The sequence below is a fragment of the Brachybacterium sp. AOP29-B2-41 genome, from assembly GCF_052378395.1.
Classification (GTDB): domain Bacteria; phylum Actinomycetota; class Actinomycetes; order Actinomycetales; family Dermabacteraceae; genus Brachybacterium.
Window position 1 is genome coordinate 1 of the sequence record NZ_JBQSXR010000028.1, and the last position, 18,196, is coordinate 18,196.

Genomic DNA, 18,196 nt, shown 5'->3' on the forward strand with positions numbered 1-18,196 from the left:
CCTCCCGTACGCTCGCAGCAGTTGCAGCGCTAGACCACGCGGTGGAAAAAGCTCGGGAGACAGGCGACGAACAGGCCGAGCTCAACGCGATGGCGGTACGGACCGCCCGCGGAAAGGAGCTCTTCGAAGGCGGTAAAGCCACGCTCGAGCAGTGGACACAACCTGTGCTGTTCGGAGGTGGGACGGCTGCTTCCCGGGCCATAGCTGAGAAGGCCTCCCGACAGGGAGGACTCGGATTCATTGCTCTCGGCGTGGCTTTAGGGGCCGTTGCCAGCATCTTGTCTCTTTGGTTCCTCCCCGCATGATCTGACTTCGCACGCGTTCCCGGCCTCCTCGGGCAACGACGACTTCACGCAACATTTCCAAGGCCCCGTCACCTCACCAGGTGGCGGGGCCTCAGTTGTCGCATAGACCGGGGAGAATGCGGGCACGAACCGAGGAGGAACCATGTCCCGCCGCCCTGTAGATGTCCCGGACGAAGAAGTCCTAGCCGCAACTGATGAACTCATCGCGACCTGGCAGGCGTGGGTAGCCGCGGGCACCGTCATCCTCAACCCGCGGCCCGATTTCCAGAAGCACGAGCTGCAGGCCCACATGCTCGTCACCCTCACAACGCACCTCTTCGAGCTCGCCCGCGTCATCCGCCCCCACTTGCCCGACGACATCCCGATCACCCTCATGCCTGTCGTCCGTTCCGCGGTTGAGACCACGCTCTGGATCGTGTGGGTCGACTACAAGGTGGACGCCGCCGACGCCGCGATCAATAGGGGGGAGAGGCAGCGGCGCAACCTTGCACGAACACTCCGGGAGTCTTCTCTTGTCCCGCCGGGCCACAAAGGCTCCGACATCGGGGAATGGACCGACATCGAGACCACCCAGGGCAACCACGCGAAGAACCTTGAAGCCATGGCCAAGTCGCTCGGGATGACTGACGTCTATGCGTTCTACCGCATGTATTCATCGGTCGTGCACCCCGGCACGGACCTCGTCGACGCGTACCTCCGGCACGTAGTGGATGAGGATCGTACCGAGTACCTCCCGCGAGCGGAGCCGGACTTTCGCAGTACGGTCACGAACCGCATCTTGCCGTTGATGCTTCTCAAGTCTGCACGGATCGTGAACTACATGTCCCGGGATAGAGGGCGAAGGAGTGAACTGCAGCGCATCGCTCGTTCCCTGAACGTCGAGATCGATCGGCTGTGGAACCCGAACTATCTCTGACGATCTATTCCTCGTCGATCAGTAATTTGAGTCCGATCACGGCGCCTCGCTGCGTCACCGCGGTTACGCCGGCGTCGGTAGCGGCCGCGCTTAACACTTCCTCGGTGGGTTCAGTGCTGGCGCTCACGCTGGATCTCCTCCGCCCGACGGACCTGCCTTACCGCCCGCACCACTGTCCAAACGATCAGCACGACCCCGGCCGCAATGATCGCGAATGACACCCACGCTGCCTGTAACGCGAAGCCCACGATCATCAGCACGATGCCGACGCCGAGGCGTATCCAGAACTCGGTCAGCGTCATGAAGGAATCCATGCAAAGGATGCTATCTACCCTTCGGCAGGAGCCCGGAGTGGTGACCCAAACGTGACCCGAAGACCCGGCTTGCCCTGGGCGGTGCTGGGATCCTGAGCGCATGACGACCACCTACACCCGACGCTCTGGCGTGCTGCTCGCCACCGCTCTCGCCCTGACACTCACCGCCTGCGGTGCAGGCGCACTCGAAGACGAGGACCCCGCCGGGCATCAGGCATGCATCGAGTACATGGTCAAGTCGTACGACGACGCTACCGAGGATGATGCTCTCGTCGTGTTGATGGGAGGCAACTCCATTGCAGCAGAGTTCGCGGTTGACGCCACGACTGATGCCATCCGCGAGTCAGCGGATGCCAGTATCCCCGATGCGGGTCTGTACATCCTCGACGGGGTAGAACTCGTCGCGGCGTGCAGCGAACATGGCTACGAGATCGAGGAGCACTCTCCGGCGTGGTGGGGAGAGCAGAACAAGAACTCGCAACGCAAGGACTTGCGCTGTCGCAACACCTTCGTCCAGGTTGTGCATGACTGGAAGAAGTGGCCGTGAGCGCCCCACGTGTGCGTGTCCCCACACACCCGGTCCTGAGGCCCCACCCGCACTGCCCTTCCGCTGGTGGGGCCCGCTACCCCTGGCGCTCCACTCTCCGCACCATCCTGTGGGCCGTCGTCGCGTTCGCGGCCATGTCCCCGCTGATCTACACCGCCGCGACCCAGCAGGAACCGGGCCAGGCCGTGGGATGGGTCGCGACCGCACTGGCGATCCTCGCCGCCGTGCAGCGGATCATGCCCCTCCCCGTCGTGGATGCGTTCCTGCGCCGGTACCTGCCGTGGTTGGCCGCAACCCCGAAGGACGACCCGGACGGCGACGCCTGATGTTCGAGTGCCCCCACTGCACCGCGCAGTACAGCGACGCCACCTCGACCTCGTGGTGTACGGCCGAGTGCGCTGCTGCTGACCGCGACGCCCGCCGACGATGACCCTGCATGAAAAGCGCCCCCATCCTGGCCTCACGGCTGGGATGGGGGCGCTTTCTCTGCGTTCAGCTCTTCGGAGGATGCTCGGCGATACAGAAGAGATTGCCCTCAGGATCAGACAGGGTCGACCATTGGACGTGCGGGTGCTCGTCCAACACGTGCCACTCGACAGTCGCCCCAAGAGCCTCGGCTCGTTCCACCTTGCTGGCGCGCGTGCCCCACGGAACCGTCAGGTCGAGGTGTGCGAGCTGCCTGTCCGGCCGCGCCCCCTGCAGTGGCTGGATGAACATGCCAAACCCCTGCTCGCCGGCTGGGGCGATGTACACGCTGTCGCCTCCCGGATTCACGGAGCCGCCGGTGAGGCCTGACCAGAAGCGGCTGAGCTTACCGGGGTCGGCAGCTTCGAAGTTATACGCGCCGAGCGTCATGGTTGGTGAAAGCGTCATGCCGCGAACTGTACGGGCGGGGAAGGACAGGAGCTGTCCGCAAAGGGCGTGAGCGACGCTGCCCGGCAATAAGACGCCCCCACTCCCCGTCGGGAGGTGGCGCGCTTTCGTCATGCCCGGAGACATCTACAGTTCGAGTATGGAAACGGTGGGGACAGTCCTGGTGATAATTGGTGCTGCGCTGGCAGTGGGGCAGGCCGTCTGGATTATGTCCTCTACGGGCCGCAGACGATCCCGACTGATTCGGGAAAAAGAACGGTCGCGCGCAAGAGAGGAGCGCACAGAGGAGGTCTTGGGTGAACTGCGCGCTCGATGGGGCGACATGGCCGCTGATGTAGGGAATTACGAAGAACTCGATGAATGTCGGCCGGAGCCAGACTTAGACCAATTGCGGGCCAAACGCGCTGAGCTGATGCGCCAGCGAAGCAACGATGACTGGGTCAGAACACTGGGAAGTCATAGTCGGCAGCCAGCCGTAAAGGAACGAGAGCTGGCGGAAGTGGAAAGCGAGTGGCGGCGGCTCTGGACACATGGCGTCGTCGGACTTGTCGGCGGCGTGCTGGCCTTCGTCGGAGGCATACTTACTGCAGTCGGAGGGTGCTAGCACTTCGATCGAATCTCAGCTTGTCTGTAGGCTCGTCGCGCCTGCCCGCCCGCCGTACGTGTTCGGCACCGGCACCGCGCCGGCGCACCCGAGCGTGCGCACCTCATCGCATGACCGGCACCGCCATGCCGGATGCCCGCCACCCTCCGCGCCGGCGCAGTGGCAGAACTGGAACGACACCCACGCTGCCGTCGCGCCACACGTGCATGGACCGAGGTCCGGGTAAGCCCAGCCGGCGCGAGTCCTGATCAGATCGATGCTCATGGTCGCCAGGGTGGGGGAGGGGTCTGACAGGCAAACCCGGAGGGGTCGTGTGCCCATTCCGCGCCCAACATCGCCCCCAGCCGCCGTGACGTCTGCTCCGTTGCAGGTCACGGCCAGAAGGGTGCGTGCGCGAGAAGGGACTCGAACCCTCACGCCCTGGGGCACTGGAACCTAAATCCAGCGCGTCTACCAATTCCGCCACTCGCGCGCGCACCAAGCCTAACTGTCCAGCGGCCATGCTCCGGTAGGCTCGGATGGTCTTCCAGACCTCGACATACCAGGAGCATTCATGAGCGCCCTCGCAGGCAAGACCGCCGTCGTCACCGGTTCGTCCCGAGGAGTCGGTGCTGCCACCGCGAAGCTGCTCGCCGCCGACGGTGCGAACGTCGTCATCAACTACCGCCAGAAGGCACCCCGCGCCAACAAGGTGGTCGCTGAGATCGAGGCCGCAGGCGGCAAGGCTGTCGCCGTCGGCGCGGATCTCACCGAGGCCGAGGGCCTGCGCACCCTGATGCAGACCGCGATCGACACCTTCGGCGGCCTGGACCTGCTGGTCCTGAACGCCTCCGGTGGGATGGAGACCAACCTCGGCGAGGACTATGCGATGCGGCTGAACCGTGACGCCCAGTCCGCTGCGCTCACCGCCGGGCTCGAGCATCTCCCCGAGGGCGGCCGGGTGGTCTTCGTGACCAGCCACCAGGCGCACTTCATCGACGAGGTCGAGACCATGCCCGAATACGAGCAGGTCGCGCGGTCCAAGCGGGCGGGAGAGACGGCGCTGACCGAGCGGCTGCCGGAGATGTCCGGTGCCGGAGTCTCCTTCGTGGTCGTCTCCGCCGACATGATCGAGGGCACCGTCACCGCGACCCTGCTGGACCGGGCACGGCCGGGAGCGCTCGAGGCGCGCCGCGAGGCGGCAGGCAAGCTCTACTCCGTCGAGGAGTTCGCAGCCGAGATCGCGAAGATGGCGAGCGCGGATGTCGAGACCGGACACATCGAGCTGGTCGGCGGCGCCGACGACTTCCTGGCCCGTCCCAAGGGCTGACGGTGCCTGCAGCGTCCTGACCACGATACGATCTGCACAGCAGACCCTGACGACCCCCGGAGGCAGTGGTGGCCAAGAACAAGAACCTGGACGAGATGCGCGACGAGGCATATCGCCGGCAGGACAACCTCGCGTCCGACATCGACGAGCTGGTCAACCGCGTGAACCCGAAGAACGCGGTCACACGCTGGAAGAACGAGATCACCGGCGCCGTGAAGGGTTTTTCCGCAGCCGGTGACGGGAAGTCCCCTGCAACGCTCCCCGTAGCGATCGCAGGCGGCGTCATCGGCGTGGTCCTCATCGGTGCAGGGATCGCTGCGGCGGTCGCGCTGACTGGTGGCGACGACTCGTCAGCGAAGGCAGCGAAGAAGGCGGGCGAGAAGGCCCGGAAGGATCACGAGGTCGAGAAGGCGAAGGCCGCGAAGCAGAAGGCCAAGGAGAAGGTCCGCGCCGCGAAGGACTGACCCTCGCGCGGGCGCTCGGCCCTGCGCAGTGTTCGGCGTTCGGCGCCGGTCGCACTCGCGACCGGCGCCGAATGCTGTCCGGGACCTGCAGCCACCGATCGGTAATACGCGTGGGGACACAGAGCCAGCGGCCGACAGGGCCGTTCAGACCTCGCCGTCGAGGTAGAACCAGCTGCCGTCCTCCCGCACGAAGCGCGAGATCTCATGCTGCTCCTGGTGCCCCTGCGGGCCTTTCGAGATCGCCACGAACTCCACGGTGCCGGCGTCATCGAACGGCCCGCCCTCGTGGGTGGCGAGCACGTCCAGCCGCAGCCAGCGCAGCTCCTGGGCGAGCGATTCTGCGAGCTCCTCGTGAGGAGGTCGGGTGCGCGCATGCCAGGAGCGCAGCAGATGCTCGAGATCCCTCAGTGCGAAGGCGGTGTAGCGCGAGCGCATCAGCGCGGCTGCGGTGCCGGCGCGACGCTCCTGCCGCAGCACCGGGCCGCAGCAGTCGCCGAAGGTGTCACCGCTGCCGCAGGGGCATCGCGAGCTGTCGGGCAGGGCAGTGGGAGGCATGCTCATCCCTCGAGTATCCCGTCCGGCGGCGAGCGGGGATGACAGGATCGGCTCATGCTCGAGAACTCGCCCCCGCCCGGCACCGAGGAGCCGCTCACCCCGACGCCGCTGCCCGCCGGCTATCGGCTGCTCGAGGAGCCGCCCACGAGCGAGGAGTACGTGAGCCTGCGCCGCGACTCCGGCCTGAGCCCCCGCACCGCGGCGCAGGCCGCCGGTGCGCTCAGCGCCAGCTGGGCCTGGACCTCGGTGCGCACCGCCGACGGCGCCCTCGCAGCGATGGGGCGCGTGGTCGGAGACGGCACCTGGTACTTCCACCTCGCCGACATCGCCACCGCCCCCTCCCACCAGCGTCGGGGACTGGGACGGGTCGTGATGGAGCGGCTGATCGCACGGATCGATCACGCCGCACCGCCGCATCCCTACATCACCCTCCTCGCCGATCCGCCCGGGCAGAGCCTCTACCGCTCCCTGGGGTTCGTCGACTCGGCCCCGAGCGTGGGGATGCGGCTGCCACGGTGACCTGCCGCTCCACTCCGGGGCCAGAGATGCGGGTTGCTGGGGGAGCCGCCTACGCTCAGCGTCATGAAGAGCTTCCACATCGACGAGAACGATCCGCGCAGCTCCTGGGAGAAGATGGTCGCGGGCGACTGGTACATCGCGGACGACCCGGAGATCCAGCAGGCCTTCCGCCATGCTCTGGTCGAGACCGAGCGCTTCGCCGGTGCATACACCGCAGATCCCGATGCCGCTCAAGAGGTCCTGCGCGGGCTGCTGGGCAGTTTCGGCGAGGGGGCGCATGTGCGGGCACCGCTGCTGGTGGACTACGGCACCCAGCTGCACGTCGGTGCGGGAACGTTCGTGAACTTCCAGCTCACCGCCCTCGATGTGGTCGAGATCAGGATCGGGAAGAACTGTCAGCTGGGCCCGAACATCCAGCTGCTCACCCCGATCCATCCGCTCGAGCTCGAGCCGCGCCGTCAGGGCTGGGAGGCCGCAGAGCCGATCACCATCGGCGATGACGTCTGGATCGGTGGGGGAGTGACCGTGCTGCCCGGCGTGAGCATCGGCGACGGAGCCGTGATCGGCGCGGGCAGCGTGGTCACGAAGGACGTGCCCCCGCGCAGCCTGGCGGTCGGGAACCCGGCGCGGGTGATCCGCGAGCTCTGAACGGCGCCCCGGAATGTCAGAGCGCCGGACGCAGAGTCAGCGGCGCAGAGCAGCTCTGTGGCGATGAGCGCCGGCAGGGTCAGCGGCGGGACCAGCCCGGGGTGGAGGGGCCGACGGTGGGCCGCCACCCGGTCTCTGACATGAACCGCACCGAGGAGACCCGCAGCGAGCGGCGCTGCACGTCGAGCCGCGTACCGACGATCGCCTGGGTGATCTCCGGGTAGAACTTCGCGGGGTTCTCGGTCCCGGCTTCGGTCGAGAGGTCCTTCGCCCAGCGCTTCTTGGTGATCGGCTCGCCGCCGACGTTGTAGAAGCCGCTGTTCGCGCGCAGAGCCGCGACGAAGGCGCGGCCAGCATCGGAATGGTGCAGGAGGGTGACGTAGTGATCCGGCTTGCCGAGCAGGATCGGATTGCCGTCGCGTGTCGCCTTCAGCGCATGGGTGGTGTGCTGGTCTCGGCCGAACAGCTGCCCCAGGCGCAGGATCACGGCACTGCGACCCGAGGTCGCGAAATCGACCGCTGCCCGCATCTCCTTCACACGGGGGCGGAACGCCTGGTTCCGGACGCTGAGCGCGAGGTCCTCGCTGATCCACTCCGCACCGTTGTCCGGGTACAGGAAGATCGTCGACTCCTGGATCAGGCGCCGTGCTCCGGCCTGCGCTGCGGCCTTCGCGATCGCGACGGAGGCCTCGAGGTGAAGGCGGTCATCCTCGCGCCAGGCTAGGGGTCGCAGCCCTGACATGCCGACCGGGACATGTGCGAGCGTGTTGATCACGACGTCATGGCCACGGAAGGCGCGGGTCAGATCTCCGGCATCGAAGACATCGGCGACGATGGCGCTGCCGCCACGGCCCTCGACGATCGGGACTCCGGAATCGCGGCGGGTGATGCCGGTGACCTCATGACCGGCGGCGACCAGCGCCTCCACGGCCTCCTGGCCGAGCACACCTGTGGCACCGGTGATCGCGATCCGCACTCTGACCTCCTCTGGCGAGCGACCTGCTGGGGCCCTCGCGCGCCGAGCTTCCTGTGGAGATCGAGTCTAGGGGATTGTGGCAGGTCCCCGTGCCGCCGGGAGTCCTGGTGGATACCGGGGCTCGCTGATGGCGAGCAGGGGCCTGTCGCTGTTCGCTCGCTCACACAGTGGCCTCTCGAGTTGGACGCTCGGCGACATGGGGGTAAAGTTCTTTTCTGTTCGCGCCATTAGCTCAGTTGGTTAGAGCGGCTGACTCTTAATCAGTAGGTCCGGGGTTCGAGTCCCTGATGGCGCACCAACAGTCGAAGCCCCACCGGTCATCCGGTGGGGCTTCTTCGTGTCCCGGAACAGACCGAGGCCATCGAAGAGGTCCGCCACTGACACATCGAAGTAAGCGGCGACGGACTCAATCTCGTTGGCCTTCCACGGGGCCTCACCCTTGACCTTGGCGAAGATGGTGGCTCGGCTCGCGCCGATGACCGGCGCGAGCTCTGCGTTCTTAACCCCTCGTCCGGCAGCAAGTGCCCGCACGGCCGCGGAGATCCGCTGGTCTGCGGACGTGGCCGGAAACTGATCTTGGTTCGAAAGCTCGCTCATGTGTCCAAGAGTACCGCTGAAGCGCCGCCTCACCTAGACCCCCTCCAGTTTCGACGTTGTCAAGTCTAAAAAACTGGACTAGAGTCTGGAGTCATGAGAAGCCAGGCGCCGTACGCAGACCTCCTCCTCCGTCAGTCGGGCCACGGGGGACTGTGGGAGTGGGCGATGGGGCAGCGTCGCTCGGTCCGGCCTCCGAACTGGGCCGAGCTAGCGGTTCGGCTCACCACCGAGACCGAGGGAGCCGTGGTCGTCAAGGGCGACATGCTGAGGAAATGGCTGCTCGCCGCTGAGGACACCCGCACCGGCTCGACTGAGTTCGCGTTCCGAGAAGGGGCTCGGCCGTGACCGCGGGTCACGGCAGCAACGCTGCGGAGTTCCGCCAGGTCATGCTGGCGCTGGCCTCGGATCCCGAGGGGTGGAGCGGGCCCTCGGGGGAAGACTTCGCTGCACTGATGGAACAGGTCCTCGCTCGCAAGATCGCTGCCCTGAAGCGAGACTCAGTCAGCGGTGCCCTGCTGGTCGACGCCTCGGATGCTTTGTCTGAAGCCGTGCTGGTCGTCGACGGGCCTGACCGGCTGTCCCTGTCCCAGAACGTCCGCCGGATTCTGGCGATGGAGAAGCCGCTTGGCTACGTGATCGGTGCAGTCGTAGGGAATCTTTCCCGAGCCGAGCTGGCCGGGCGCATGGGGGTCGGTTCGCGCCAGGTGACTCGTGGGTCGACGCGAGTTTTGCACTTCGATGAACTGGCATGCATGCCGGAGAGCGATCCGCTGGATCGGTTGGCAGCCGTACCTGCGTGGGCCCGCGAGCAGGGCGATGTATCGCGGGAAGCGTGCCTGGTCGTGAGCTCGTTCGTGATGATCCTGGCGCAGAGGTTCGGGGTTCGGCCGGAAGTCACCCGCAGAGGGCTCGAGGTGGCTGAGATGGCTGCTCTGCGAGGAGAGGTCGGAGCAGGCATGACGCCAGCGACGGCGCGGCGGCGGGTTGGGCTGTTTATGAAGGAACTCCCGGCGCTGCGCGGGTCGTTTGATCGGACTCAGGCGCAGGCGTTCGCGGGGTTGCTGTTCGGGACGGAGCGGCATCCGGAGTGGTCGCTGCTGGCGGAGTGCGCTCGCGCTGGGCGTGATGGGCACGCGGTGAAGGTGTCTCCGTGGCACGCCCGCAACGCACGCATGGTCGCGGCGCGTCCGGGTCTGATTCGGCGCGAGGCGGGCCGCCAGCCTGCTCTTTTCCCTGCTCCCGCAGCGACGGCTCGGCCAAGTCGCATGACGGCCTAGACGAGCGGAGCGCCGGCCCAAGGGCCGACGCTCCGGAAGACGGATTCGGAACCTACAGGTTTGGCGGCCTGTTCCGAGTCCTGAACCCCATCGATCAACCAGATCAACAGGAGGTGTGAGGCCCATGGTACGTCGGACGGTGTCTCCCGATCAAGAATCCTTGTGGGCCCTGGGTCTGCTAATCGCGGGCAGGTCCCGTGTTCGTATCGGGCGCTGGGACGGACGCCGCAGTAAGTGGCAGTACTCCACGCGTGATGAGCGGGACCTGACGACGGAGGTGCCGGACAGGCCTGCCGCGGTGCTGCTGTACAACTCTCAGGCGCGCTGCCGGACGTTGGTGGTCGATGTGGACGTGACCGGCGCTCCCGGGCTGGAGCTGGTGCACCGCGTGGTGACACTTTTTGAGCGCTGCGGAGCACGAGTCGTTGTCGATCGCTCCCCGGCCGGTAAGCACCACGTCTACGTGCCGCTGCGCGATGGTCTGAGCGTTGAGGAAGCGGGGGCGCTGGCTAAGGCGCTGGCGCGCCGGTTCCCAGGTGTTGATCCGCTGCCGCACACCACCGGGGCGACCTCAGGCTGTATCCGCACACCGGGCTCCCCCTACAAGGACGGCAGCGGCTTCCAAGAGCTGGTCACACCGCTGGACATCGCGCGGCGGGTGTTGATGATGCGCAACGGCTCCGAGGTGATCGGGGCGCTGCGGCGCGAGCTGACCGAGGAGCTGGCCACCGGGGCTCGCGAGGCGATGACGCTGGCGCGGCCCCTGGAGGAGCTGGAAGAGGAAGCAGCCGTTCTCAATGCCGCGTTCGTCGGCCGCGTCATGGCTCCGCGCCTACTGAGCCTCGCGCAAGAAGGGCTGTACCAGCAGGCGGGCTACGGGGATCGGTCTACGGCCCGCATGGCGGTGCTGTGCGCCGCGGCTCGGGCCGGGCTGCAGTTCGAGGACGTGGCGGCGCGCGTGGAGGACGGGCGCTGGGCCGGACTGGTCGAGCTGTTCCAGAACGCGAACAAGCCGGGGCAGCTGCTCGGGAAGGAGTGGCGTAAGGCGGTTGCCTTCGTGGCGAACAGCCAGCGCACGAAGAAGTCTGTCCGTCATTGCAACACAAGCGAGGACGTAAAAGTCACGAGGGGGGCACCCCGGGCTCGCACGAACGAAGAAATCACGATTGACGAGCATCGCTTCATCCGCCGCTGGAGGGCTGTCCTGGGTGAGGTGGAAACTCTGGAGCTGTCAGGGCCTCGGGGGATGCACGCACGGTTCCTGCTGCGGGCTCTGGCGGCTGCTGCTCATCAGAAGGGCTCCCGGCACATCGAGTTCGGCGTGCGGTCTCTGTCCCTGTCCCTGCCGGTCCAGCCCTCGACTGTCTCTCGTGTCCTGGCGGAGCTGCGGGCTGAGGAGGACCCGTGGATCTCGCTGGTGCGTGAGGGAGAGGGCACCCGGGCTGACTCGTACGAGTTACGTCTCCCGGAGCGCCATATCGAGCGTGCCGAGCGGGTGGAGCTGCCGAGCGGCAAGATCCATGCGTTGCGACCGGTGTTCCGTGAGCTGGGCGTGGTGGCGGCGCTGGTGTTCGAAGCGATCGAGCAGGGAGCCCCCTCGATCGAGACCGCCCGGGTACGCGCCGCGGTGTCGAGGTCAGCGGCCTATGAAGCGCTGGAGCTGCTGGTGGCGTGGGGACTGATAGAGCGTGACGGCAGGGGCCGGCTGCTGGCGGTGCCGTCCCGATTGGGAGAGGTGGCCGAGCGCGTGGGTGCGGCCCTCGTCGTCGGGCTGCTGGTCGAGCGGTTCCGTGCCGAGCGGCGCGCATGGATCGAGCACCTGTCCCGGCATGCGGTCTCGGCCGAGTGGTGGGCTGCTGTCGTGCGGGATGGTCCTCCGCCCGAAATAGACCTCGAACCGGAGCTAGAGAGCGTTGCCTAGCGCTATGTCGTGGTGTGCGCGCTTGTCGATGAGGACTGAGAGACGAAGGAGCTGCCATGTGGATTTTCAGGGTGCGCAAGGTGCAGATCGCACTGGCTGCTGTGGGGGTGATCGTCCTCGTCATCGCCGGACTGGTGGTGGTGGGCCACTTCTCCAACGTGCCGGATGGCGAACGGATCGAGGTGCGGCCGACGAGCGAAGAGTCCAGCGTGGTCGGGGCGGATGACCCGACCCAGGAGGCGAACCCGGTGGTGCTGCCACTGCCGAGCACGAGCGAGCCCCAGGAGCTAGCTCCCGCGGTCGCGGAGGTGCTGGGCAGCGCGGATACAGCCCGGTTCCAAATGGCCTACTACGTGGCGACCATCGCCTCGGCCGCGCCGGAGATTCCGAACGAGGGTAAGGACCCGACGACGCCGCAGCAGTGGGCACAGCAGGTCGTCACTACGGCGTGGCAGTCAGACCCGTGGGCTGATCGTGCGCAGTACAAGACGACCGACACGTTCACGCCGCAGAAGGTGACCACGGCCGATACCGGGGAGTTCCTGGATTTCTTCGCGCCGTCCTCGGCAGAGGGTTCGGCTGAGGCGCGGGAGTACCTGACGAGTGAGGGCCTGGTGGTGATGGAGGTCGAGGGGACGCTGCTGCGCGAGCTAACCGACCCTGGCGATGGGCTGCGGAAGCAGGAGGACATGGGCACAGTGAGTTGGACGGTCGCGATGCTGTGCTCCGAAGGAGAGGACTGCTCGGTGTTCCTCGCGGTCCCCGGCACTCTCTCGGAAGCTACGGAGGAGGGCTGAGTCATGGGCGATCTGTTGAAGGATCTCGCGGGAGCGGGTCTCGGGCTGCAGAAGGCACCCGCGGCTGCGGCGGGGACTGTTGCTGGTGGGGGCATGTCCCTGGTGGGGAATGCGGCGAAGGACGCTGTGGGGGCGGCGATCGAGGGCAAGGCCGAGGAGTTCCTGTGGGATCTCGCCCAGAGCGTCGTGGACGGGACACAGGTGCTCTTTCACTTGATCATCGGCCTGCTGCTCCAGCTGTCGGAGCCCCAGGTGACGGGTGAGTTCATTTACACGATGGGTGGGCGGATCTTCTTCATCAGCCTCCCGTTGATCGTCGCGTTCGCGGCGATGCGCATCATTGCGGCATCGCTCCGAGCACAGGCGCTCTCTGGGGCGCGTGACGCCTTCCTCGGCGCAGCCGCGTCCGTGCTGGGAACGGTCGCGCTGGTGCCGTTGACGGCGGTCGCAGTGCGAGCAGTGGACGCAGTCGCAAATGGAATGATCACAGCGACTCTCAACGACGGCGATGAGTTCGTTGATGAGGTCATGGCAGCGGTCGTACAGCTCGGGACGATCGTGGGCAATCTCGTCGGTGGCGAGGAGGTCTCTGGGCCAATCTCCCCCTGGGAAGTCCCCGCTGGAGGGGTCATCGCAACGTCGCTGATCTGTCTCTTCGCAGCGCTTCTACTACTGCTCGCGTGCGTTGTGATCGGGTTGGCACTGGTGGCGCGGAACATGCTGCTGTACATCGTGATTGTGGTGGGGCCTCTGTGCTTGTCGGGGCTGGCGTGGGGGCCGACTCGGCGGTGGGCGTCGATCTGGATGGGCTGGATGGTGGCGCTGATCTTCACGAAGTTGGCGATCGTGGTCGTGATGGGCCTGGGAGTCCTCGCGGTCACCGCGACGATCCAATCTGGTGAGGTCAGCGCCGATCCGCTGCCGGGCTTGACCACGGTCCTGTCCGGGATCTTGATGCTGATTCTGGCGGCGTTCATGCCGATCGCGTGCTTCGCTCTGTTCGGCTGGATGGGAGAGGCCGGGGTGCGGGAACTCCAGGGAGCTGCCGACGGTGCACAGGGCATGCTGACCTCGACTCCCGCGGCGGCGCTGTCTGCGTCGCAGACAGCGGGTGGGCGGCTGTCCTCACTGCTGGAAGGCGGCGGCTCGGGTAAGGGCGACGGCGCGGGCCTGGCCGGTGGGGAGACGGACGGTGCCGATCGTGCTGCCGAAGCGGCCACGGCCGCACAGACGGGCGCGGAGGCGGGTGCGGTCGCTGGCACAGGTGGGCTCGCCGCGGGCGCTGTGGTCGCTGCGGAGGCGGCGAATGAGGCGAAGGACGCCGGGGAAGAGGTCGCTGACGGGGTGAAGGACAACATCGACGGCGCGGTGTCGGAGACGACCGAGACAGGTGGGGAAGGCGCTAAGAGCACGCCTAGTAGCACTACCGGCGATGGTGGCGAGCAGGCCTTCTCCTGGGAGCAGCCCGCGCCGGGTGAGAGCGCCGAGAATGGCGGGAGCGGCGCGCTCATGGGGGCCGATGAGCCGTTCATTGGCGAGGGGCCGGCTGCAGCAGATCCCGCGCCGGTTTATGCGTCACCGGGGGAAGTTCGCGAGAACAGTGCGCCGGTGGAGTCGGCGCCACCGGTAGAGCAGATGCCGCTGTCCGATCCTGCTCCGTTCCCCACGGATATAGGGGCATCGTCGGAGGCGACAGCGGGGGATGCTCCGCCTGCTCTAGGGAGCGGGCCGCTGGAGGGTCCGGTCACCGGGGAGAACGCGGAAGGGGGTAACTGATGAAGGACGAGTATGAGCCGCCGCCCGTAAAACCACTGGTGCCGGTGAGTGACGGCATGGACTCGGCGCGCGAGCTGATGGTCTCTGTTGCCGGAACGATCGCCAACGCGGCGATTCTGGCGACGGTCGCGGCGCTCATCATCGGCGCGATTCTGTGGGGTGCCGGGGTCGTGTTGCAGCGTCCCGGCATGAGCCAGAAGGGGGTGCAGACCTTTGTCGGAGCGGTCGCGTGCGCGATCGTGGCGGCGGGGCTCAATGCTTGGATCGCGTGGTTTGGGCAGCAGGCGATCTCCATCTGGAACTAGCTCAACTCGAGGAGCAGTGGGGGTGTCTCGGCGGAAGCCGGGGCACCCCTCGTTGTGTGTCGTGACGGGCTGGCTTGTCCCTGCATGGGTGGTGAGAGGCACTGCCGATGAGTCGTGTAGGAGTTCGAGATGCGGGACGAACTGATTGTGGGTGAGCTGGTGGCTGCACCTGCTCCGGAAGAAACGCCTGCGGGGACGAACCCGGGTGTGACGCCGACGTGGGATGCGCTGCCGCCCGGAGTGAAGACCTTCCTGGTCGATGTGGTGGGAACGCTGATGAACGTCGGCATCCTCGCGGCCGTGGCCGTGCTGATCGCCGGAGCGATCGTGTGGGGCTTTGGCTCGTTGAGCAACCGCCCGGGCGTCGGCAGCGTGGGCGTGAAGATCCTCGCTGTGGCTGCGGCCGTGGCGATCGTGTGCGCGGGGGCCAACGCAGCGATCGGGTTCTTCGCTGGCCAGGGCGTGACTATCTTCTCCTGACCAGGAGAGCGTGAGGAGGCGATCTATATGGCTGTGGATACAAGCGAGGAACGGCGAATCACTGCCCGGTTCCCGAGGCTGTCGGGCCGCGGCCTCATCATGGGCCTGGGTGTGGCTCAGCTGGCCCTGGTCGGCGTCGCGTTCGTGAGTCTGATTGCGGCGTTCATGACAGGGCGGTGGCTGTTCTTCACGGCCGTCATCGTTGCGTCGCTGACGCTGGTGCCGACCTGGTTCACCGGTCGGCCGCTGATCCAGTGGGTGCCCCTGATGGGGCAGTGGATCTATCGCAGCGTGCGGGGCCAGGCGTCCTACCGAGTGCGGCCGCTGGCACCTCGTCCCGCTGGGACGCTGGGACTGCCCGGAGACGCGGCGCGGCTGCGGGTCTTGGTCGATGAGCGCACCGGAGCGGGGCTGCTGCATGATCCGAGCACTCGGACGCTGACGGCGATCGCCAAGGTCGAGCCGATGGATTCCTTCGCACTAGCGGAGGGGTCCCAGCAGGACATGGTGGCCGGAGCGTGGGGGTCGTTGCTGTCGAGCTTCTCCACGGACTCCTCCAACGGCGTGACCCGGGTAGGGGTGTTGCTGCGAGCTGTCAGTGACGGCGGCGAGGAGATCAATGCCTGGTTCCAAGAGCACGGCAATGATCAGATCTCCCCGGCCGCGTATGAGGCATACGCGAACTATCTTTCGCGCTCGCGTACTGATTCGATCCGGCATGAGTCGTTCGTCTCGATCACGCTGGACATGAAAGTGGGCGGCGTCGCGGCGCTGATCCGGCAGGCCGGTGGCGGCGTGACGGGTGGTTCTGAAGTGCTGCGCAGTCGTATGGAGTACGTGCGGGGGCAGTTCGCGGAGTCGGCGTTGTCATTCGTGTTCTGGGTCGGTTCAGATGATGTAGCCCTGCTAGCGCGCACGGCCTATGACCCGTCCGTTCAGCCGGAGCTCGAGGCTCATCGAGAGGTCGGCCGCTCCCTGGCGGGGGCTGGTCCGATGGGGCTAGATGAGTCCTTCACCTATCTGCGGACCGAGGCGGGGTATCAGCGGGTGATGGTGGTGGTGGAGTGGCCTCGCAAGGCGACCACGGCCGGATTCCTCCAGCACCTCGTGGTCGCCCAGGTGCGCCACACGTTCGCGCTGATCTGCGAGCCGATCCCGACGCGGCGGGCCATGGCACAGGCACGGCGCGCCTCGACCTCGGCGGAGACTTCCCGGATATGGGATCGGAAATCGATGGCGATGGACAGCGTGGAGCGCAAGCGAGAGCGGTCCGCTCTGGCGCGCGAGGAGGAGGCGCTGGAGTCCGGACATGGGGCGCTGAACTTCGCGGGCCTGGTGACGGTCTCGGGGCACACGCTCGATGAACTGCGCATGGTGACGGAGCAGGCGCGCACGGCCGCGCTGCGGTCGGGGTGCGAGCTGCGGGTCATCGGTGGAGAGCAGGCGTCGGCATTCATCGCCGGGGCGCTGCCGTTTGGAAGGGGTCTGTGATGGTGGAGGAGCGCACGAAGCGCCGGGTGATGCGGTCCCGGTTCGGAGATTTGTCCAAGCAGGAGCTGCGCGAGCTGCGCAAGGCCGAGCGGCGGCTGGTCACTGATGCCTACAAGGAGGAGGCGGCACAGCGCGCGCGGGTAGCGGAGCAGGAGAAGGCTGCATGGCGATCGCGCGACTTCCTCCCCGCTGCTGGCGAGGCGGGCCCGGCTGCGCTGCACACGACGCGGTCGTTCGTCGCGCCGTCGCACCGAGCGGACTCGGGGATTCTGGGGCTGGCGTATCCGTTCCTCGCGGACCCGGGCCTGGGGACCAAGGGGACGATGGTGGGGCGGAACTTACTGGGCGGCTCCGCGTTCGTGTACGGGCCGTTCGACCTGTACAAGGCGGGGATCATCTCTGATCCGAACATCATTATCAGCGGCAAGGTGGGCGAGGGTAAGTCCACCCTGGTTAAGGTCCTGACCTCCCGCGGCGCGGCGTTCGGCTACCGGTCCTATGTCCCGGCTGATGTGAAGGGGGAGTGGACAGGGCCGTGCCGGGCGATCGGGGGATCGGCGTTTGTGATCGGGCCGGGGATGTTGGCGCGGATCAATCCGCTGGCCAACCCGATCCATCGGCCCGCGTCGATCAGCGAGCAGGAGTGGGTGGTGACCTCGCGGAACCGGCGCGCGATGCTGCTGGAGTCCATCGCGGAGCGGCTGCTGAATCGGGAGCTGTGGGCGATGGAGCGCAGTGCTCTGGCCTACGCGCTGGAGCAGGTGGAGCGGCGCGAGCAGGAGGAGCCGACTCTCGCTGAGGTCGTGCACGAGCTGTTCAACCCGGAGAAGAACAGCCATGATCGCGTGCCGGAGGGGTTCGGCCGCATGACTGAGGTCGCTACACATTCGCGAGAGGTGGGGCACTCGCTGGCGCGGCTGACGACCGGCGCGCTGAGCGGGGTGCTGGATCGCCGCTCCGAGGGAGTGCAGTTCGATCCGTCTGCCCCGATGGTCTCGGTGGACGTGTCGCGGCTGCGGGGCAGTGAGCTGCTGGACGTGGTGATGACGTGCACCTCGTCATGGATGGAATCGGCACTGATGGACGGCACCGACTCGCAGCGCTACATGATCTATGACGAGGGGTGGCGGGTGTTCGCCCGGCCCCCGCTGCTGCGTCGGATGCAGGAGCACTGGAAGGTCGCCCGGAACTGGGGAATCTCCAACGTCCTGGTCATGCATGGCTTCGGGGATCTCCAGACCGCCGGTGACGGCGGCGAAGCCTCCCGCGCCATGGCCGCGAACCTCGTCAACGACTCGTCGACCGTGATCTCCTTCCGGCAGTCCGGCAAGGCCGTGGCGGCGGCTCAGGACATGCTGGACCTGACCGACACCGCTTCGAGCTTGCTGACCCGGCTGCGGCGCGGGCAGTCGCTCTGGCGGATCGGGCAGCGGATGAGCCTGGTCCAGGTCACCCGCACCGCACGCGAAGCGGGCCTGTTCGACACGGACGAGCGGATGGTGACCCATGGCGCGGCGTGACA

22 protein-coding genes, 2 tRNA genes and 1 pseudogene are annotated in these 18,196 nt (G+C 66.9%); 18 read left to right on the top strand and 7 right to left on the bottom strand.

The genetic code is table 11. The features are described from left to right. A partial coding sequence (locus tag ACT3T9_RS17445) for a hypothetical protein (RefSeq protein WP_444607157.1) occupies nucleotides 1–305 on the top strand: 305 nt, incomplete at its 5' end. A 142-nt stretch (nucleotides 306–447) separates the two neighbouring features. Then, a complete protein-coding gene (locus ACT3T9_RS17450) occupies nucleotides 448–1,221 on the top strand; it encodes a DUF5677 domain-containing protein (protein WP_444607158.1) in 774 nt (257 codons plus the stop codon). A gap of 4 nt (nucleotides 1,222–1,225) precedes the next feature. Here the strand turns inward: ACT3T9_RS17450 and ACT3T9_RS17455 are convergent, their stop codons facing one another. Continuing rightward, complete coding sequence (locus ACT3T9_RS17455; RefSeq protein WP_444607159.1) at nucleotides 1,226–1,348, bottom strand: hypothetical protein; 123 nt, start codon at nucleotides 1,346–1,348, stop codon at nucleotides 1,226–1,228. Further along, nucleotides 1,332–1,535 (bottom strand): hypothetical protein, encoded by a 204-nt coding sequence (locus ACT3T9_RS17460; protein ID WP_444607160.1) that lies wholly within the window; start codon nucleotides 1,533–1,535, stop codon nucleotides 1,332–1,334. Before ACT3T9_RS17460 ends, ACT3T9_RS17455 begins: the two co-directional genes overlap by 17 nt. Nucleotides 1,536–1,635: 100 nt before the next feature. Between ACT3T9_RS17460 and ACT3T9_RS17465 the strand changes: the two genes are divergently transcribed. After that, the gene (locus ACT3T9_RS17465) at nucleotides 1,636–2,082 is read left to right on the top strand and encodes a hypothetical protein (protein WP_444607161.1); all 447 of its coding nucleotides are present in this window, start codon (nucleotides 1,636–1,638) and stop codon (nucleotides 2,080–2,082) included. Between the two features lie 134 nt (nucleotides 2,083–2,216). Further along, nucleotides 2,217–2,408: a hypothetical protein gene (locus ACT3T9_RS17470; RefSeq protein WP_444607162.1), complete on the top strand. Its 192-nt coding sequence runs from the start codon at nucleotides 2,217–2,219 to the stop codon at nucleotides 2,406–2,408. A gap of 166 nt (nucleotides 2,409–2,574) precedes the next feature. On the opposite strand, the gene ACT3T9_RS17475 is transcribed toward ACT3T9_RS17470, so the two are convergent. Next, the gene (locus ACT3T9_RS17475) at nucleotides 2,575–2,955 is read right to left on the bottom strand and encodes a VOC family protein (RefSeq protein WP_444607163.1); all 381 of its coding nucleotides are present in this window, start codon (nucleotides 2,953–2,955) and stop codon (nucleotides 2,575–2,577) included. Between the two features lie 994 nt (nucleotides 2,956–3,949). Then, nucleotides 3,950–4,031, bottom strand: a tRNA-Leu gene (locus ACT3T9_RS17480). 81 nt (nucleotides 4,032–4,112) lie between these two features. Here ACT3T9_RS17480 and ACT3T9_RS17485 point away from each other — a divergent pair. Together ACT3T9_RS17485 and ACT3T9_RS17490 are read left to right on the top strand one after the other, a co-directional pair. Beyond that, nucleotides 4,113–4,868, top strand: a complete 756-nt coding sequence (locus tag ACT3T9_RS17485) for an SDR family oxidoreductase (protein WP_444607164.1) — start codon at nucleotides 4,113–4,115, stop codon at nucleotides 4,866–4,868. Nucleotides 4,869–4,936: 68 nt separating this feature from the next. Next, nucleotides 4,937–5,332: a hypothetical protein gene (locus tag ACT3T9_RS17490; protein ID WP_444607165.1), complete on the top strand. Its 396-nt coding sequence runs from the start codon at nucleotides 4,937–4,939 to the stop codon at nucleotides 5,330–5,332. Between the two features lie 144 nt (nucleotides 5,333–5,476). Here ACT3T9_RS17490 and ACT3T9_RS17495 read toward each other — a convergent pair whose 3' ends face one another. Then, a complete protein-coding gene (locus ACT3T9_RS17495; RefSeq protein ID WP_444607166.1) occupies nucleotides 5,477–5,893 on the bottom strand; it encodes a YchJ family protein in 417 nt (138 codons plus the stop codon). 48 nt (nucleotides 5,894–5,941) lie between these two features. Between ACT3T9_RS17495 and ACT3T9_RS17500 the strand changes: the two genes are divergently transcribed. Both ACT3T9_RS17500 and ACT3T9_RS17505 read left to right on the top strand, forming a co-directional pair. Next, the gene (locus ACT3T9_RS17500; RefSeq protein ID WP_442331752.1) at nucleotides 5,942–6,406 is read left to right on the top strand and encodes a GNAT family N-acetyltransferase; all 465 of its coding nucleotides are present in this window, start codon (nucleotides 5,942–5,944) and stop codon (nucleotides 6,404–6,406) included. 63 nt (nucleotides 6,407–6,469) lie between these two features. Then, nucleotides 6,470–7,054: a sugar O-acetyltransferase gene (locus ACT3T9_RS17505; protein ID WP_444607167.1), complete on the top strand. Its 585-nt coding sequence runs from the start codon at nucleotides 6,470–6,472 to the stop codon at nucleotides 7,052–7,054. A gap of 79 nt (nucleotides 7,055–7,133) precedes the next feature. Here the strand turns inward: ACT3T9_RS17505 and ACT3T9_RS17510 are convergent, their stop codons facing one another. Then, on the bottom strand, nucleotides 7,134–8,030 hold the full coding sequence (locus ACT3T9_RS17510; protein WP_444607168.1) for an NAD-dependent epimerase/dehydratase family protein: 897 nt from the start codon (nucleotides 8,028–8,030) through the stop codon (nucleotides 7,134–7,136). A gap of 221 nt (nucleotides 8,031–8,251) precedes the next feature. On the opposite strand from ACT3T9_RS17510, the gene ACT3T9_RS17515 reads away from it, so the two are divergent. Further along, nucleotides 8,252–8,328 (top strand) — tRNA-Lys (locus ACT3T9_RS17515). A gap of 74 nt (nucleotides 8,329–8,402) precedes the next feature. Here the strand turns inward: ACT3T9_RS17515 and ACT3T9_RS17520 are convergent. Beyond that, nucleotides 8,403–8,627: pseudogene (locus ACT3T9_RS17520) on the bottom strand (helix-turn-helix domain-containing protein); the annotation flags it as partial. 93 nt (nucleotides 8,628–8,720) lie between these two features. Between ACT3T9_RS17520 and ACT3T9_RS17525 the strand changes: the two are divergent. From ACT3T9_RS17525 to ACT3T9_RS17565, 9 genes are all read left to right on the top strand, one after another. Beyond that, nucleotides 8,721–8,972: a hypothetical protein gene (locus tag ACT3T9_RS17525; RefSeq protein WP_444607169.1), complete on the top strand. Its 252-nt coding sequence runs from the start codon at nucleotides 8,721–8,723 to the stop codon at nucleotides 8,970–8,972. After that, the gene (locus tag ACT3T9_RS17530) at nucleotides 8,969–9,904 is read left to right on the top strand and encodes a hypothetical protein (protein WP_444607170.1); all 936 of its coding nucleotides are present in this window, start codon (nucleotides 8,969–8,971) and stop codon (nucleotides 9,902–9,904) included. Before ACT3T9_RS17525 ends, ACT3T9_RS17530 begins: the two co-directional genes overlap by 4 nt. A gap of 298 nt (nucleotides 9,905–10,202) precedes the next feature. Continuing rightward, nucleotides 10,203–11,825, top strand: a complete 1,623-nt coding sequence (locus tag ACT3T9_RS17535) for a hypothetical protein (protein WP_444607171.1) — start codon at nucleotides 10,203–10,205, stop codon at nucleotides 11,823–11,825. Between the two features lie 56 nt (nucleotides 11,826–11,881). Next, the gene (locus ACT3T9_RS17540) at nucleotides 11,882–12,622 is read left to right on the top strand and encodes a hypothetical protein (RefSeq protein ID WP_444607172.1); all 741 of its coding nucleotides are present in this window, start codon (nucleotides 11,882–11,884) and stop codon (nucleotides 12,620–12,622) included. Nucleotides 12,623–12,625: 3 nt separating this feature from the next. After that, nucleotides 12,626–14,398, top strand: coding sequence for a type IV secretion system protein (locus ACT3T9_RS17545; RefSeq protein ID WP_444607173.1), 1,773 nt, complete (start codon nucleotides 12,626–12,628; stop codon nucleotides 14,396–14,398). Continuing rightward, on the top strand, nucleotides 14,398–14,703 hold the full coding sequence (locus tag ACT3T9_RS17550; RefSeq protein ID WP_444607174.1) for a hypothetical protein: 306 nt from the start codon (nucleotides 14,398–14,400) through the stop codon (nucleotides 14,701–14,703). The genes ACT3T9_RS17545 and ACT3T9_RS17550 overlap by 1 nt, the downstream gene beginning before the upstream one ends. Before the next feature lie 129 nt (nucleotides 14,704–14,832). Next, a complete protein-coding gene (locus tag ACT3T9_RS17555; protein ID WP_444599518.1) occupies nucleotides 14,833–15,183 on the top strand; it encodes a hypothetical protein in 351 nt (116 codons plus the stop codon). Between the two features lie 27 nt (nucleotides 15,184–15,210). After that, the gene (locus ACT3T9_RS17560; RefSeq protein ID WP_444607175.1) at nucleotides 15,211–16,674 is read left to right on the top strand and encodes an SCO6880 family protein; all 1,464 of its coding nucleotides are present in this window, start codon (nucleotides 15,211–15,213) and stop codon (nucleotides 16,672–16,674) included. After that, nucleotides 16,674–18,194 (top strand): ATP-binding protein, encoded by a 1,521-nt coding sequence (locus ACT3T9_RS17565; RefSeq protein WP_444607176.1) that lies wholly within the window; start codon nucleotides 16,674–16,676, stop codon nucleotides 18,192–18,194. Before ACT3T9_RS17560 ends, ACT3T9_RS17565 begins: the two co-directional genes overlap by 1 nt. Nucleotides 18,195–18,196: the final 2 nt, after the last annotated feature.

What these genes read in the sequence shown, in the direction of transcription:
- ACT3T9_RS17545 (WP_444607173.1), top strand. Translation starts at nt 12,626, where the DNA reads ATGGGCGATCTGTTGAAGGATCTCGCGGGAGCGGGTCTCGGGCTGCAG.
- ACT3T9_RS17550 (WP_444607174.1), top strand. Translation starts at nt 14,398, where the DNA reads ATGAAGGACGAGTATGAGCCGCCGCCCGTAAAACCACTGGTGCCGGTG.
- ACT3T9_RS17525 (WP_444607169.1), top strand. Translation starts at nt 8,721, where the DNA reads ATGAGAAGCCAGGCGCCGTACGCAGACCTCCTCCTCCGTCAGTCGGGC.
- ACT3T9_RS17500 (WP_442331752.1), top strand. Translation starts at nt 5,942, where the DNA reads ATGCTCGAGAACTCGCCCCCGCCCGGCACCGAGGAGCCGCTCACCCCG.
- ACT3T9_RS17470 (WP_444607162.1), top strand. Translation starts at nt 2,217, where the DNA reads ATGTCCCCGCTGATCTACACCGCCGCGACCCAGCAGGAACCGGGCCAG.
- ACT3T9_RS17465 (WP_444607161.1), top strand. Translation starts at nt 1,636, where the DNA reads ATGACGACCACCTACACCCGACGCTCTGGCGTGCTGCTCGCCACCGCT.
- ACT3T9_RS17560 (WP_444607175.1), top strand. Translation starts at nt 15,211, where the DNA reads ATGGCTGTGGATACAAGCGAGGAACGGCGAATCACTGCCCGGTTCCCG.
- ACT3T9_RS17495 (WP_444607166.1), bottom strand. Translation starts at nt 5,893, where the DNA reads ATGAGCATGCCTCCCACTGCCCTGCCCGACAGCTCGCGATGCCCCTGC.
- ACT3T9_RS17485 (WP_444607164.1), top strand. Translation starts at nt 4,113, where the DNA reads ATGAGCGCCCTCGCAGGCAAGACCGCCGTCGTCACCGGTTCGTCCCGA.
- ACT3T9_RS17555 (WP_444599518.1), top strand. Translation starts at nt 14,833, where the DNA reads ATGCGGGACGAACTGATTGTGGGTGAGCTGGTGGCTGCACCTGCTCCG.
- ACT3T9_RS17460 (WP_444607160.1), bottom strand. Translation starts at nt 1,535, where the DNA reads ATGGATTCCTTCATGACGCTGACCGAGTTCTGGATACGCCTCGGCGTC.
- ACT3T9_RS17565 (WP_444607176.1), top strand. Translation starts at nt 16,674, where the DNA reads ATGGTGGAGGAGCGCACGAAGCGCCGGGTGATGCGGTCCCGGTTCGGA.
- ACT3T9_RS17450 (WP_444607158.1), top strand. Translation starts at nt 448, where the DNA reads ATGTCCCGCCGCCCTGTAGATGTCCCGGACGAAGAAGTCCTAGCCGCA.
- ACT3T9_RS17540 (WP_444607172.1), top strand. Translation starts at nt 11,882, where the DNA reads ATGTGGATTTTCAGGGTGCGCAAGGTGCAGATCGCACTGGCTGCTGTG.
- ACT3T9_RS17505 (WP_444607167.1), top strand. Translation starts at nt 6,470, where the DNA reads ATGAAGAGCTTCCACATCGACGAGAACGATCCGCGCAGCTCCTGGGAG.
- ACT3T9_RS17475 (WP_444607163.1), bottom strand. Translation starts at nt 2,955, where the DNA reads ATGACGCTTTCACCAACCATGACGCTCGGCGCGTATAACTTCGAAGCT.